This window comes from Microbacterium phycohabitans, assembly GCF_032464935.1.
GTDB classification, from domain to species: domain Bacteria; phylum Actinomycetota; class Actinomycetes; order Actinomycetales; family Microbacteriaceae; genus Microbacterium; species Microbacterium phycohabitans.
In genome coordinates this window covers 276,437-290,957 of sequence record NZ_JAWDIT010000001.1, presented here as the reverse complement: position 1 = coordinate 290,957, position 14,521 = coordinate 276,437, and the positions used below count along the sequence as shown (strand labels likewise).

The following is a 14,521-nucleotide window of genomic DNA, read 5'->3' as shown; positions in this document are numbered from 1 at the left end:
CAGCAGGAGTCGTGATGTCGAGCACCGTCCTTCCCGCCGTTTCCGACGTGCCCGCCTCGGCCGAACGACTCGCACGGGAGAACCTCCCCCTCGCGAAGTACCTGGCCGTCGAGAAGGCCCGGACCGCGCTGCACGTCGACCTCGACGACCTGCTGTCCGCGGCCTACCTCGGCCTGGCCGTGGCATCCCTCGAATACGACCCCGCGCGGGGAGTGCCCTTCGGGGCCTACGCGCGGACGAAGATCACGTGGGCCATCCTCAGCGAGATGCGCGCCGCCGACCCCGCGGGGGAGCGCAGCCGCGACAAGATCGGGCGGGTCCGCGTGGCGACCGAACTCGTGCGCGTGCGCACGGGACGACCCGCCACCCTCGCGGAGGTGGCCGCCGAATCGGGACTGGATGCCGAGACCGTCACCCGCATGCAGCTGCTCGACGAGATGGTGCGCACGGCGACGAGCTTCGAGGCGCGGTTCGACGGCGACGACGGACGGCAGGCGGTCGACCTCACCGACAGCGTGATCCTGCCCGAGCACGCGGTCGAGCAGGCGGAGACCCGGGACATGCTGGAGCGCATCGTGGCGGCCCTTCCCGATCAGATGCGCCAGGTGATCCGCGGCGTGTACCTCGAGGAGCGCATGGTCAAAGACGTCGCCCACGACCTCGACGTCAGCCATGCCTACGTCTCGAAGCTGCGCCGCATCGGGCTGACCCTCATGCGCGAGGCGCTCGACGCCTGGGAGAACGGCACCGAACCCGACCGTTCGACCAAGGTCAAGGCCGCGTTCTTCGACGGTGTGTTCGGTCCCGTCGCCGCCACCTCCCTCGCCGTCCCCGCCTGAAGCGGAAGCGACCGCGCGGATCCGGACGGGCTCGCCTCGCGCGCGGAAAAAACCGCGGCGCCGGTTACGGCGGGACCGACCCGTCGCGAAGGTGGGGGATGGAGGGCCACGGACGGCCCCCGCACGGTAATCCCATCCACGGAGGAACAACATGGGTCTTCAGATCGCAACCAACGTCGGTGCCCTCAACGCGTACCGCAACCTGTCGGCCAACCAGGCCGACGTCTCGAAGTCGCTCGAGAAGCTCTCGAGCGGTCTGCGCATCAACCGGGCCGCGGACGACGCCGCCGGTCTCGCCATCTCCGAGGGCCTGCGCGCGCAGGTCAACGGCCTCAACGTCGCCGCGCGCAACGCCCAGGACGGCATCTCGGTCATCCAGACCGCGGAAGGCGCCCTGACCGAGGTGCATTCGATCCTGCAGCGCGTCCGCGACCTCGCGGTGCAGGCGGGCAACGACTCGAACAACGCCGACTCGCGCACCTCGATCAAGACGGAGATCGACACGCTGGGCGACGAGCTCACCCGTGTCGCGGCCAGCACGAACTTCAACGGCATCAAGCTGCTCTCGGGCGGCGACACCCTGACGTTCCAGGTCGGCGCCGGCTCCACGGCCGCCGAGGACCAGATCGCGGTCGCCCTGACCGACTTCTCGGGCCTCGGTGCATCGATCAAGGCCCTCGACGTCGACACCGCGGCCAACGCGCTGACCTCGATCGCCGCCATCGACACCGAGATCGTGAACGTCTCGACCGCTCGCTCGGGCTACGGTGCCGTGCAGAACCGCTTCGAGTCGACCATCAACTCGCTGCAGGTCTCGGCCGAGAACCTCTCCGCCGCCAAGAGCCGCATCGTCGACACCGACATGGCGTCCGAGATGGTCAAGTACACCGCCTCGAACATCCTGCAGCAGGCCGGTACCGCCATGCTCGCGCAGGCGAACCAGTCGGGCCAGGGCGTTCTCCAGCTCCTGCGCTGAGTCGCAGCACTGCTGCCCTCGGGCGCCCGGGCGGGGGAGGTCTCCCGCCCGGGCGTCTTCGCATGACCCCCCACGATTCGGAGAGAAGGGAGACGCAGGACCATGCAGATCGACGGCCTCGCCTCGGGCATCAAGACCAAGGACGTCATCGACGCCCTCATCAACGTCGCGGCGATCCCCAAGACCCTCGTGACGAATCGGATCACCGATCGCAACAGCGTCATCTCCAACCTCCAGTCCCTGAACACCGCGCTGCAGGCCCTGACCGACAAGGCGAAGGCCGCGGCATCCTCCACCTCCCTCGCCCGCTACACCGCGTCGAGCTCGTCGGAGGCGGTCACCGTCGTCGCGGGCGAGACGGCGCGGGCGTTCTCGACCGACATCGTCGTCGACACCCTCGCGCGGGCGCACGCGGTGGTCACCGCCGCCGGAGATGCGACGGCGTTCGGCGGCACCTTCTCGCTGGTCGCCGCGGACGGCAGCGTCACCGAGGTCACGGGAAGCGGATCGGCCGCCGAGCTCGCCGCGGCGATCAACGCCGCGAAGGCCGGGGTGACCGCGACGGTCGTGCCCGGCGGGCGCGACGCGCAAGGGGCGGCGCTCTCGCGCATCCAGATCACCTCGACCCGGACCGGCGCGGAGGGGGCGTTCTCGCTGCACCGTGGCACCGCGGCCGAGGTCGCGGCATCCACGTCGGTCGACGTCGCCACCGCGCCGGGCGCCGCCGTGCTCGCGCAGGGGACGGATGCCGTCATCCGACTGTTCGCCGGGACCGCCGCCGAGCAGGTGGTGACGAGTGCGTCGAACACCTTCACCGACGTCGGCGAGGGCATCGACATCACGGTGGGGGCGGTCTCGGCCGATCCCGTCACCGTGACCGTGACCCCGGATGCGAAGGCGCAGTCGGATGCCGCCTCGGCCTTCGTGAAGGAGATCGCGACGCTGCTGACCCGCATCGACAACGGCTCGAAGGCGACGGTCGCCGCGCCCGGCAAGACGACGACGCTCGGGGTGTTCACCGGCGACAGCACGGTGCGCTCGCTGCGCGCGGCGCTCGCCTCGGCCGTGCAGAGCCCGGTCGACGGGGTCTCGCCCTCGACCATCGGCATCACCGTCGACAAGGCCGGCGTGCTCTCGTTCGACGCCGACCGGTTCGCGGCGGCCATGGCCGACGATCCGGAGGCGGTGCAGTCGGTCTTCGCCGCGGTCTCGGCCCGCGTGCAGGCCACGACGACGCAGTACTCCGACAAGTACAACGGCCTCGTGACGCAGCGCATCACGGGCCAGCAGGGCGAGGTCAAGACCCTGGAGAAGCAGGTCGAGCGGATGGACCTGCGCCTGGACATGCGGCGGGCGACCCTCGAGCGCACCTACGCCGCCATGGAGGTGCGCCTGTCGGGCCTGCAGTCGCGGTCGGACTGGCTCACCTCGCAGCTGTCGGCGTTGACGCCGTCGTCGAAGTAGTCCTCGCATCCGCCCCCGAGAAGGAGAACGCCTCATGCCCACCGCCCTCGAACGCGCCAAGCAGGAGTACCTGGAGCAGCAGGTGAACGCCGCGACCCCGGAGCGACTGGTGACCATGCTCTACGACCGGCTGCTGGTCGACGTCGAGCGGGCCGCCGCGGCGCAGGCCGGGGGAGACACGGCATCCGCCGGCACCTATCTCACGCACGCGCAGGCCATCATCGCCGAGCTGAGCGGATCGCTCGACGACACGTGGGACGGCTCGGACGGGCTGCGGGCGCTCTACACGTACATCACCGGCCGCCTCATCGTCGCCAACGTCGCGCACGACGCGGATGCCACGCGCGAGTGCCGCGATCTCATCGCACCGCTCCGCGACGCGTGGCACGCGGCGGCCGACGCCGTCTCGCCCGTCTGACGCCCCCGTGACGACGAATCTCGCGGCGTGGAACCGGCTTCTCGACGCCTTCGAACGATCGCTCGACGCTCCCGACGACCCCGCTGACGGTCCTGTCGAGGAGCCGCCCGGGCCGCCGCCGCCCGAGGTCGTCGACCGCGCCCGTCTCGTGCTGGAGCGCCAGCGCGCGAGCATCAGCGGCCTGATGGCCGCGCGAGAGAACGTCGCCCGCGAACTCGCCGCGATTCGGCGGATCCCCTCGGTCCACCCCGACGCGCCGGTCTATCTCGACGTCGAAGGGTGACCGCCGGTTACGCCGACGCCGCCGCGTCGCGATAGTCGCGGCAGAGCACGGATCGCTCGACCAGACAGCCACGGATCGGCTCGTTCCTTCGACCGGAGTGCCGCGTGCTCGATTCCGTCACCTCTACCGCCCTGTCCAGCGCGCTGGACGGCCTCGCTCTGCGCCAGCGCACGATCGCGGAGAACATCGCCAACGTCAACACCCCCGACTACCAGGCCAAGCGCGTGCTCTTCGAAGACCGCCTGCGCAGCGCCGTCGAGAGCGGAGCGGGTGCGGTCTCCCCGACGGTCGAGCGCTCGCTCGAGCCCACCCGGCGCAACGGCAACAACGTCAACCTCGACACCGAGACGCTGTCGAACATCGACACCGTTCTGCGGTACCAGTTCGCGGCCCAGGCGCTGAGCGGTCAGGCGGCCTCCCTCACCAAGGCGATCGGGCAGGCGTCGGCATGACCTTCGACACCATCGGCATCGCCGGTACCGGACTGACCGCGCACCGCAAGTGGATGGACGCGCTCAGCGACAACATCGCCAACGTCAACACCGCCACCCCGGCGGGGCAGGACATGTTCCGCGAGAAGTACGTCACCGTCGCCGAGGGCACCCGGAGCCCGGGCGTCTACGTCACGGGCGTGCAGGAGTCGACGGCCGAGGGGCGCCTGGTCTACGAGCCCGACCACCCGTACGCGAACGAGGACGGCTACGTGCAGTACCCCAACGTCGACCTCGGCGACCAGATGAGCATGCTGATTCTCGCGCAGCGTGGATACCAGGCCAACGCCGCCGTGGTCGACCGCGCGAAGACGACGTACGAGTCCGCGCTGCAGATCGGTCGGTCGTGATGAGCACCCCGATCGAGCCCGTCGCCGCGTGGGGCGTGAGTCCGCTCGCACCCCTCAGCTTCGAGACGACCCCGGCGCCGTCGGGGGTGGACGCCACCGCGGGGGCGCAGCCGTTCGCGGCCTCGCTGACGGCGGCGGTCGAGAACCTCCAGCAGCTGCAGTCCACCTCGAACGAACTCGCCGTCCAGGCGGTCACGGGCGACCTCGACGACATCCACAAGGCCACGCTGGCCTCGTCGCGCGCGGGAGTGACCCTCGACCTGATGGTGGCGGTACGCGACCGCGGCGTCGCCGCCTTCAACGACATCATGAGGATGCAGGCCTGACATGCCCCCGTTCCTTGCGACGACCATCGGCCGCGCGAAGCAGATCGCGGGCGGCTTCACGGTCGCGCAGCGCACCATCGCCGTCATCGGCGCGGCCCTGCTGGTGATGGGCGTCATCGCGCTGGGCAGCTGGCTGTCGAAGCCGCAGATGAGTCCGCTGTTCACGGGATTGAGCGCCACCGACGCCTCGGCCGTGGTCGAGCAGCTCAAGTCGGCGGGCGTGCCCTACGAGCTCACCGAGGGCGGGGCCACGATCCTCGTCCCCGACGCGCAGGTCTACCCGCAGCGGCTCACCGCGGCGGCCGCCGGGCTGCCCAGCGACACCAGCGGCGGCTACACCCTGCTCGACAAGATGGGGGTGACGGCGAGCGAGTTCCAGCAGTCCGTCACCTACAAGCGCGCCATCGAGGGGGAACTCGCCCGCACGATCGGTGCGATGTCGGGGGTCACGGCGGCATCCGTGCAGCTCGCGATCCCCGAGCAGAGCGTGTTCGTCGCCGAGGAACGGCATCCCACGGCCTCGGTGTTCGTCAAGACGCAGGGCGGGGGATCGCTGACCGAGGATCAGGTGGCGGCGATCGTGCACCTCACGAGCGCCTCGATCCCGGGGATGACGCCCGAGGACGTCGCGGTCACCGACCAGTCGGGCAAAGTGCTCGCCGCCGTGGGGACCGGACTCACCGGCTCGGCGAACACGCAGGCGACCGAGTACGAGGCCAAGGTCGCCTCGACGGTGACGAGGATGCTCGAGACCATCGTCGGTCCCGGCAACGCCACCGTCAGCGTCGCCGCGGACGTCGCGAACTCGACCTCGGAGCGGATGGACGAGACCTACACCGCCCCGGAGGGCGGCGTGATGTCGAACGAGCAGACCAAGACCGAGACCTACACGGGCGGCCAGGGGACGGGGACAGGCGTCCTCGGTCCCGACAACATCGCGGTCCCGAACGCGGCGGGCGGCGGCAACTACCAGGCCGAGGAGTCCACGCGCAGCAACGCCGTCAACAAGAGCACCGAGAAGACCACGACGCCCGCCGGCGAGGTCACCCGCCAGACCATCAGCGTCGCCCTGGACCGGGGCGCGGTGAACGGCGTGACCGCGGAGCAGGTGCAGGCGCTGGTGTCCACCGCGGCGGGGATCGACGCCCAGCGCGGAGACACCGTCACGGTCGAGATGGTGGAGTTCAGCCAGACCGGTGCGGCGGCGGCGCAGGCGGCCCTCGACGCGGCCGAGGCGGAGAAGGCCGCGCAGATGCAGGCCGACCTGCTGCGCGCGGCGATCATCGGCGGCTCGATCGTGCTCGCGGCGATCATCCTCGTCGTCGCCCTGCTGGTGCGGCGCAAGATGAAGCGGCGCACGCTCTACACCGACGAAGGACCCATCGAGTACTTCTCGACGATCACCGAGACCGAGGAGCAGAAGCTCAAGAGCCTGAAGGGTCTCGCCGAACCGATCGCCCTGCCCGCGGCCACCCCGCCCACGAAGGTGCTCCCGACCCTGCTCGACATCGAGGAGGAGCCCGAGGCCACGCAGGTGCTCGTGGAGCAGCGACGGCGGGACGTCGAGCAGCTCGCCAAGAGCGACCCGCAGAACGCCGCCAAGGCGCTGGCGAGCATGATGGACGAGGCGATGGCATGAGCCTGCTGCAGACGCGTTCGTCCGCGGACGCCGACGGGCCCGCGGTCAGTCCCACGGCGGCGACCGAGGTCATGCCGACGGCTCCCGTCGTCCCGGCGATGTCGGGGGTGCGCAAGGCCGCGATCGTCATGCTCAACATGGACCGCGAGGTCAGTGCCGAGGTGCTGCGGCACCTCGGCGAGGCCCGCGCGGAACTCCTCGCTGCCGAGCTGGCGCAGGTGGGCGGCATCGACACCGCCGCCATCGCCGCCGCCCTCGCCGACTTCCGTCGCATCGCTTCCGGCGGGTCCGCCGTCAGCCGCGGAGGCCAGGAGTTCGCCACCGGGCTGCTCGAGACCGCGTTCGGCCGGGAGAAGGCCGTCGGCATGGTCGGGCGGGTCATGTCGCAGGGCGTCGTGTCGTTCGAGTTCCTGAACAGCGCCGACCCGACCCAGCTCGCGACGATCCTCGACGGGGAGATGCCCACCACGGTCGCCGTCGTGCTGGCGAACCTGCGCGCCGACCGCGCCGCCGCGGTGCTGGCGGCGCTGCAGGACCCGCTGCGCACCGACGTCGCCCAGGCGATCGCGACCCTGGGGGCGGCATCGCAGGAGGCGATCGCGGTCGTCGCCGAGTCGCTGCGCGCACGCACCGGCATCTTCGGCATGCGCGAGGCCCACGAGGCGACCGGGGGCGTCCAACCCCTCGTCGACATCATCAACCGCTCCGACACCGTGCTCGAGAAGGCCCTGCTGGCCAGCCTCGAGGACCGCGACCACGACCTCGCCGAGGAGGTGCGCAGTCGCATGGTGACCTTCGCCGACATCGCCCGGCTCGAGGACCGCGACGCCCAGCGCGTGCTCCGCGGCATCGACCTGCGCGTGCTCGCCCTGGCGTTGAAGGGCGCCGACGAGCAGGTCGGCGAGGTCATCCGGCGCAACATGACCGAACGCAATCGCGAGAATCTCGCCGAGGAGGCGTCGGCTCTCGGACCGGTGCGCATGCGGCAGGTCGACGAGGCGCGCGCCGAGGTGGTGCGCATCATCCGCGAGCTCGAGGCCGCCGAGGAGATCACGATCTCGCGCGAAGACGACGACGAGCTGATCGAGTGACACCGTCGACGATCGTCGGCGCGCCGACGCCGGTTACCGAGGCCCGTGTGCGTCGCGATAGTCGCGGGCGAGCAGGGATCGCTCGACGACGTGGCCACGGATCGGCTCCGCCACAACCCGCAGGGTGACCGCCGTGACCGATGCAGCCTTCACACCGCTGGTGCCGCCGCGCCTCGGCGGGAGTGCGCCGGCGCCGGATGCCCGCGCCATCACCGAGAAGGCGCGCGTGCGCGGGTACGCCGACGGGTTCTCCGAGGGGCGCCGACGCGCCGAGCAGGAGCTCGCGCACGCCCGCGCCGAACTCGCCGCGCGCACCGCGCAGCACGACGCCGACGCGCGCGAGGCGCTGCGCACGGCGCTCGCCGCGGTGGACGCGGTGCGTTCCGACCTGCACGCGCGTGTCGCGGGCCTCGTGGCCGCCGACGCGGAGCGGGTGGAGGAGTTGGCGATCGATCTCGCCGAGGCGATCCTCGACGTGGAGCTCTCGGATGCCGCGCGCTCGGCCGCTCACGCCGTGCGACGCGCCGTGGCGGAGGCCCCCGTCTCGACGTGGGTGCGCGTGCACCTCGCCGAGCGCGACGCGCAGACTCTGCGCGACGGCGGGGCGTCGGTCATGACGGAGGCGGAGATCGTCGTCTCGACGGACGTCGATGCGGGCGGCGCCGTCGTGGAGCTCGCGGACGCCCGCGTCGACACCCGCCTCTCGTCGGCGTTCGCCCGCGCCCGCGAGGCGCTGCGCATCGATGACGGGGGTGCGTCCGCATGAGCACGGCCACCGCGTCGTGGCGCCGCGTGCTGACCGCCGCGCGACCGGAGCGCGCCGGCACGGTCACGGCGGTGGTGGGGCTCGGGGTCGAGGTGCTCGGCATCCGGGCCGCCGTCGGCGATCGCGTGCGCATCGCCACGGCGAGCGGTCGACGCGTGGAAGCGGAGGTCGTCGCCGTGGAGGGGGCGACCTCGCACTGCATGCCCCTGGCGCCGCTCACCGGCATCACGGCGGGATCGGCGGTGCACCACGTCGGCGCGGCCGCACTCGTGCCCACCGGATCGGCGCTGCTCGGGCGGGTGCTCGACGGTCTCGGACGACCCATCGACGATCGGGGCCCGCTCGTCGCGGCGCAGCGGGTCGCGCTCGGCAACGACGCCCCCAGCGTGCTCGGACGTCGGCGCATCGACTCCCAGCTCGGCCTCGGCGTGCGCGTGCTCGACACCATGACACCGGTCGGGGTGGGACAGCGTCTCGGCCTGTTCGCGGGCTCGGGCGTGGGGAAGTCCTCGCTGCTGTCGATGATCGCGCGCGGATCGACCGCCGACGTCACCGTCATCGCGCTCGTGGGAGAGCGCGGTCGCGAGGTGCGCGAGTTCCTCGAGGACGACCTCGGACCCGAGGGCCTCGCCCGCTCGGTCGTGGTCGTGGCCACCTCGGATCAGCCGGCGATGGCCCGCCTGCGGTCGGCGTTCCTGGCCACGCGCATCGCCGAGGCGTTCCGCGACGACGGTCGCGAGGTGGTGCTGATGATGGACTCGCTCACGCGCGTGGCGATGGCCCAGCGCGAGATCGGTCTGTCGGCGGGGGAGCCTCCGGCGACGCGGGGCTATCCGCCCTCGACGTTCTCGGTGCTCGCGGCCCTGCTCGAGCGCGCCGGGACGGGCCCCGCCGGATCCATCACGGGGCTGTACACGGTGCTCGTCGACGGAGACGACCACAACGAACCGATCGCGGACGCCGCCCGCGGCATCCTGGACGGTCACGTGGTGCTGGATCGCGGCCTCGCGGTGCGCGGGCACTTCCCCGCGGTCGACGTGCTCGGTTCGGTCTCGCGCGTGGTGGGCAAGGTGACCACGCCCGACCAGCGGCAGCGGGCGGTGACCCTGCGCAGCGTCCTCGCGGCGCGACGGCAGGCGAACGACCTGATCGACATCGGGGCGTACACGCGGGGGGCGAATCCCCTGGTGGATGCCGCTCTGGTGCACCAGCGCGCGATCGACGCGTTCCTGACGCAGTCGATCGACGAGCACTCGACGACCGATGAATCCTGGCGGCAGCTGACCGCCCTCACCGAGACCTTCGGAGGCTTGAACGCATGACGTTTCCCTTGGCCGGCCTGCTGCGCGTGCGCGGCGTCCAGGAGCGCGTCGCGGCGGAGGACGCGGCCCGCGCGCGGACCGAAGCGCGGGCGGCCGAAGCCGCCGCCCAGCACGCGGTGTCGAGCCTGAGCGCCGTTTCGACGCAGATCGACGACCCCGCGACATTGCGGGCCATGGCCGCTGCGCGCGCGGCCGGGCAGGCGTCACTGGCCGACCTGCAGACGCTCGCGCGCCTGCGGCGGGACGAAGCGGCGACCGCGGAGGCCGCGCACGTCGAGGCCCGCCGCGAGCTCAAGGGACTCGAGCGGCTCGAGGGCACGCACCGGGCTCGGGAGCTCGAGACCGAGGCGCGTACCGAGCAGGACGCTCTCGACGAGATCGCGACCACGCGCGCCGGCCGCGGCGAGGGGAGTGCCGCGTGAGCGTCGACGCCGTCCTGGGCCGCATCGAGGCGATCACGGGGCAGATCTCGTCGCTGCATCCCTCGGCGGCCGCCGCGAAGACCACCCCGGCGCAGAGCACCTCCGCCGCGACGACGTCCGCTGTCGGCAACGCCGGGGCGGTCACGGCGACGTCCACGACATCGTCGAGCGCGGCGACGCGGTTCGCCGACCTCCTCGAGGAGGCCGCGACGGCCGCGCGGGAGCTGGCGACGCCGACGACGCCGGCCGCGACGAGTACCGCCGCTCCTCGCGCCGCGGGTCAGGGGGAGCTCGCGTCGGCGCTGCAGACGCTGTTCACCGCGGGCACGGCCGGAACCGGCGGTCTCGGCGCCCTCTCGGCACTGACCGGACGCAGCACGTGACGCTCTTCGTCGCGGCGACTTCCGCGTCGGCGCCCGCCCCGACCGGGGGAGCGGCGGCGTCGATCGACGCGGGCTGCGGAACCGCGGGCGGGGCTGCTTTCGACGAGGCGCTCAGCCGTGCGGTCGGCGTGCTCGCCGACGGGCTCGCGCCGGGGTCATCGATGGATGCCGGAACGACGGCGTCCGAGGGCGTGTTCGCGGTGGCGCGGGTGCCCTCGACGGATGGCGGAGCACCCGCGTGGACGGGCTCGTCCGGGGTGGTGCGGTCGCCCTCGACGGATGCCGGAGCACCGGCGTCGGGGGAGACGCCCGGCGGCGTCCGGACGACGGTGGCGTCGGGGGAACCGGCATCCGAGGGGGGAGTGGCGGCATCCGTCCCGGGTCCGGCATCCGCCTCCGCGGGGGCTCCGGCTGCCGACGGCGGGCGGGCGTCGGGCGACGCGGGCGCGGCAGGACGCGCGAACGGGCGTCCGGTGCTGCGGACCATGCCGGCGGTCTGGGTCATGCCGGTTGCGGAAGCGGTGTCCGCCGGGGCGCTCCCCTCCGCGATGATGCCCGGGGAGGCCGTGCCCGCCGGGATCGCGCGCGCCGAGACCTCGCCCGTCGGGACCTCACCCGCCGCGACCTCACTCGCCGAGGCCTCACCCGCCGAGGCCTCACCCGCCGAGACTGAGCCTTCCGCGCTGGTGCCCGGGGAGGCCGTGCCCGCGGCGACTCCGCGCGCCGAGACGTCACCCCGAACCTCACCCGCCGAAACCTCACCCGCCGAGACGGAATCGTCCGCGCTGGTGTCCGCGGACGCCGTGCCCGCCGGGACCCCGCGCGCCGAGACCTCACCGTCCGAAACGGAACCGGCCGCGACCGCCCCCGTCGAGGCGACGGCGGGCGGGGGAACTCCCCCCGCGACGACACCCGGCGGGGTGGCCCCGGGCGGGTCCGTCCCCGCGCGGGGCGGAACGACGCCGGCCCGTCCCGCGTCGGCCGCGGACGCCTCGGTGCCGCCGGTCCTCTCGACGATGCCGGGCCGCATCGAGGGCGCGCTGCGCGACGATGCGTCGACGGAAGGGGAGCGACCCCGCCCCGTCCTGCGCATCATGCCGGCCGAGGCGACGCTCACCGGAAGCCCCGATGCCGGGGTGGATGCCGCGGCCCCACGGAGCCCCTCCGCAGGCGCCGGCGCGCGCGTCGACGGCGCTTCCGTCGGCGGTGCTCCGTTGGCCGCACCTCCGGCCCCGTCGGTACCCGCTGCCGCGGGAGTCCTCGCGGAGACGGCCACCCCCGTTCCCGCACCGACCGTCTCCCTCGAGACCGCACCGACCCCTCCGCGCTCCGCCGCCCCGGCACCGCGCCCGCCGGCCGTCGGTGTCGTCGAGGCCGCGGGCGCCACGGCCGTATCGACGGTCGCCCCTGCCGCCGCACCCCCCGCCACCACCCCACCGGCACCGGCCGAGGCTGCGACCCCGCGCGTGGTCGCCGCGCAGATCGCGCCCGCGATCGTGCATCTCGCCCAGCGTCCCGCGGGGGTGCACGAGCTCGTCCTCACCGTCCGGCCCGATGCCCTCGGCCCGGTCACGGTCCGCGCGCGCATCGGCGCGGGTGGAGACGTGCGCGTCGAGCTCTCGGGAGCGACCGAGGCGGCGCGCGAGATCCTGCGCACGATGGTCTCCGACCTGCGCCGCGACCTCGCCGCGATCGCGCCGCACGCGCACCTCGCGGTGGGGGCGAGCGACGGCGGGGCCTCCGACCGCGGTGCGTCCGGCGGGTCGGGCGGTGCGTCCGCCGATGCCCACCCCGATCGGCGCGACCGCGCCGCTTCGTACGCGAGCCCCGACTCCGCCCTCCGAATCCCCCTGATCGGCGCGGCCGCGTCGCTCGACGTCCCCCGCGCCGACCTCGGCGGCGGGCTCGACATCTTCGCCTGAGAGGACCCCCATGACCATCGACGCCGTCGCCGCGACAGCGACCCCGTTTGCGACCGCGACCACCTCCGCGACCGCCGCTTCGACCACCGCCGCCGCCCCCAAGAAGGAGCTCGACAGCGAGGTGTTCATGAAGCTGCTGGTCACGCAGCTGACGAACCAGGATCCGTCCACCCCGATGGACACCAACCAGATGATCTCGCAGACGACGCAGCTGGCCATGATGGAGCAGCTCACCGCGATGAGCCGCAACAGCTCCGAGGCGTTCGCCCTGAACATGCGTCAGGCGGCCACCGCCCTCATCGGTCAGCGGGCCGGTTATCTCGACGCCGCCGGCGCCCCCGCCTCGGGGATCGTCTCGAAGGTGTCGTTCGAGGGATCCATCCCGCGGGTGACGATCGGCGACGTCACGGTCGCCCTCGACGCCATCACCTCCGTCACCCCTGCCTCCGCCTGACCTCCACCGCTCGACCACCCACACGAAAGAGACCCTCATGCTCCGTTCGCTCTTCTCCGGGATCTCCGGACTCCGCTCGCACCAGACGATGCTCGACACCACCGGCAACAACATCGCCAACGTCAACACCGCGGGCTTCAAGGGCTCCTCGGTCCTCTTCGAGGACTCGCTCTCGCAGGTCGTCGGCGAAGCCGGCATCCCGGACGCCGCGACCGGGGGGCAGAACCCCGCGCAGGTGGGCCTCGGCGTGCAGGTCGGCGGCATCCGCACCAACTTCGCCCAGGGCGCGGCGCAGACGACCGGCCGCGGCGGCGACCTCATGATCCAGGGCGACGGGTTCTTCGCGGTGCGCGCGGGCGGCGAGACGCTCTACACTCGCGCGGGCGGCTTCTCGTTCGACGGTCAGGGCAAGATGGTCACCGCCGACGGTGCGCTCGTGCAGGGCTGGTCGGCGCAGAACGGCGCGGTCGACACCGGCCAGGCGCCCGGCACCATCTCGATCCCGCAGGACCTGGTCTCGGCCGCCCGCGCGACCACGACCTCGACCGCGACGGGCAACCTCCCCTCCACCGCCGCGGTCGGCACCCAGCTCGTGCGCGACATCGCGGTCTACGACGCCCAGGGCACGAAGACCTCGCTGAGCCTGACGTTCACGCGCACGGCGGCCGGCTGGGACGTCGCCGAGCCCGTCAGCGGGGCCACCGGTGCCCTCGCCTTCACCGACGGACGCCAGACCGCCGGCCTCACGCTCACCGCCGGCGGGATCGCCGTGGACCTCAGCGCGGTGACGGGCTTCGCCGACATGAGCACCGTCGCCCTCACCGGTCAGAACGGCGCCGCCGCCGGCACCCTGAAGTCGTACGCCATCACGGCCGACGGCTCGATCGTGGGCACCTTCAGCAACGGGCGCACCGAGACCCTCGCGAAGATCGCCATGGCGACCTTCGCCAACGCCGAGGGGCTCGAGAAGGCCGGCGGCACGACCTACCGCGCGAGCGTCAACAGCGGCCAGGCGCAGATCGGCGAGGCCGGGCAGGCCGGAGTCGGCTCCCTGCTGTCGGGCGCCCTCGAGATGAGCAACGTCGACCTGTCGCAGGAGTTCACCAACCTCATCGTCGCGCAGCGCGGTTTCCAGGCGAGCGCACGCGTCATCACCACGAGCGACGAAGTGCTGCAGGAGCTGACCAACCTCAAGCGATGACCGTCGCGATCGCGACCGACGCGGCCCGCCCGAGTTACCCCGGGCGGGCCGCGTCGCGATAGTCCGCCCCGTCCCCTTCCGCAGCGAAAGCCGAGACCGTCCCCGATGATCACGCTCACCCGCCTCGACCACACACGGTTCGCGGTGAACCCCGATCTCATCGAGCGCGTGCAC

Annotated in this window: 18 protein-coding genes; all 18 read left to right on the top strand. The window is 72.7% G+C overall.

Annotated features, from left to right (window positions below):
* Positions 1-14 precede the first annotated feature (14 nt).
* Positions 15-839 carry a sigma-70 family RNA polymerase sigma factor gene (locus RWH44_RS01430; protein WP_316003194.1) on the top strand — a complete coding sequence of 275 codons (825 nt, stop codon included), beginning with the start codon at positions 15-17 and terminating at the stop codon, positions 837-839.
* Positions 840-990: 151 nt separating this feature from the next.
* Positions 991-1,815 carry a flagellin N-terminal helical domain-containing protein gene (locus tag RWH44_RS01425; protein WP_298874651.1) on the top strand — a complete coding sequence of 275 codons (825 nt, stop codon included), beginning with the start codon at positions 991-993 and terminating at the stop codon, positions 1,813-1,815.
* A gap of 102 nt (positions 1,816-1,917) precedes the next feature.
* Positions 1,918-3,279 (top strand): flagellar filament capping protein FliD, encoded by a 1,362-nt coding sequence (fliD, locus tag RWH44_RS01420; RefSeq protein WP_316003193.1) that lies wholly within the window; start codon positions 1,918-1,920, stop codon positions 3,277-3,279.
* Between the two features lie 34 nt (positions 3,280-3,313).
* Positions 3,314-3,697 (top strand): flagellar export chaperone FliS, encoded by a 384-nt coding sequence (gene fliS, locus RWH44_RS01415; protein ID WP_298874657.1) that lies wholly within the window; start codon positions 3,314-3,316, stop codon positions 3,695-3,697.
* Between the two features lie 7 nt (positions 3,698-3,704).
* Positions 3,705-3,980 carry a hypothetical protein gene (locus tag RWH44_RS01410; protein ID WP_316003192.1) on the top strand — a complete coding sequence of 92 codons (276 nt, stop codon included), beginning with the start codon at positions 3,705-3,707 and terminating at the stop codon, positions 3,978-3,980.
* Between the two features lie 104 nt (positions 3,981-4,084).
* On the top strand, positions 4,085-4,432 hold the full coding sequence (locus tag RWH44_RS01405; protein ID WP_298874663.1) for a flagellar basal body rod protein FlgB: 348 nt from the start codon (positions 4,085-4,087) through the stop codon (positions 4,430-4,432).
* On the top strand, positions 4,429-4,821 hold the full coding sequence (flgC, locus tag RWH44_RS01400; protein ID WP_315993266.1) for a flagellar basal body rod protein FlgC: 393 nt from the start codon (positions 4,429-4,431) through the stop codon (positions 4,819-4,821). Before RWH44_RS01405 ends, flgC begins: the two co-directional genes overlap by 4 nt.
* Positions 4,821-5,147 (top strand): flagellar hook-basal body complex protein FliE, encoded by a 327-nt coding sequence (gene fliE / locus RWH44_RS01395; protein WP_298874667.1) that lies wholly within the window; start codon positions 4,821-4,823, stop codon positions 5,145-5,147. Before flgC ends, fliE begins: the two co-directional genes overlap by 1 nt.
* Position 5,148: 1 nt before the next feature.
* Entirely contained in the window at positions 5,149-6,786 is a 1,638-nt protein-coding gene (gene fliF / locus RWH44_RS01390; RefSeq protein WP_316003191.1) for a flagellar basal-body MS-ring/collar protein FliF, read from the top strand.
* Positions 6,783-7,877, top strand: coding sequence for a flagellar motor switch protein FliG (fliG, locus tag RWH44_RS01385; protein ID WP_316003190.1), 1,095 nt, complete (start codon positions 6,783-6,785; stop codon positions 7,875-7,877). The genes fliF and fliG overlap by 4 nt, the downstream gene beginning before the upstream one ends.
* Before the next feature lie 133 nt (positions 7,878-8,010).
* Entirely contained in the window at positions 8,011-8,643 is a 633-nt protein-coding gene (locus RWH44_RS01380) for a FliH/SctL family protein (RefSeq protein WP_316003189.1), read from the top strand.
* Positions 8,640-9,965 carry a FliI/YscN family ATPase gene (locus tag RWH44_RS01375; protein ID WP_316003188.1) on the top strand — a complete coding sequence of 442 codons (1,326 nt, stop codon included), beginning with the start codon at positions 8,640-8,642 and terminating at the stop codon, positions 9,963-9,965. The genes RWH44_RS01380 and RWH44_RS01375 overlap by 4 nt, the downstream gene beginning before the upstream one ends.
* Positions 9,962-10,387, top strand: a complete 426-nt coding sequence (locus RWH44_RS01370) for a flagellar FliJ family protein (protein ID WP_316003187.1) — start codon at positions 9,962-9,964, stop codon at positions 10,385-10,387. The genes RWH44_RS01375 and RWH44_RS01370 overlap by 4 nt, the downstream gene beginning before the upstream one ends.
* A complete protein-coding gene (locus RWH44_RS01365) occupies positions 10,384-10,770 on the top strand; it encodes a hypothetical protein (protein WP_298874683.1) in 387 nt (128 codons plus the stop codon). Before RWH44_RS01370 ends, RWH44_RS01365 begins: the two co-directional genes overlap by 4 nt.
* On the top strand, positions 10,767-12,692 hold the full coding sequence (locus RWH44_RS01360) for a hypothetical protein (protein WP_316003186.1): 1,926 nt from the start codon (positions 10,767-10,769) through the stop codon (positions 12,690-12,692). Before RWH44_RS01365 ends, RWH44_RS01360 begins: the two co-directional genes overlap by 4 nt.
* A gap of 10 nt (positions 12,693-12,702) precedes the next feature.
* Positions 12,703-13,146, top strand: a complete 444-nt coding sequence (locus tag RWH44_RS01355) for a flagellar hook assembly protein FlgD (RefSeq protein ID WP_316003185.1) — start codon at positions 12,703-12,705, stop codon at positions 13,144-13,146.
* Positions 13,147-13,183: 37 nt separating this feature from the next.
* Positions 13,184-14,347 carry a flagellar hook protein FlgE gene (locus RWH44_RS01350; protein ID WP_316003184.1) on the top strand — a complete coding sequence of 388 codons (1,164 nt, stop codon included), beginning with the start codon at positions 13,184-13,186 and terminating at the stop codon, positions 14,345-14,347.
* 105 nt (positions 14,348-14,452) lie between these two features.
* The coding region (locus tag RWH44_RS16080) for a flagellar FlbD family protein (RefSeq protein WP_367575643.1) at positions 14,453-14,521 on the top strand (69 nt) is incomplete at its 3' end.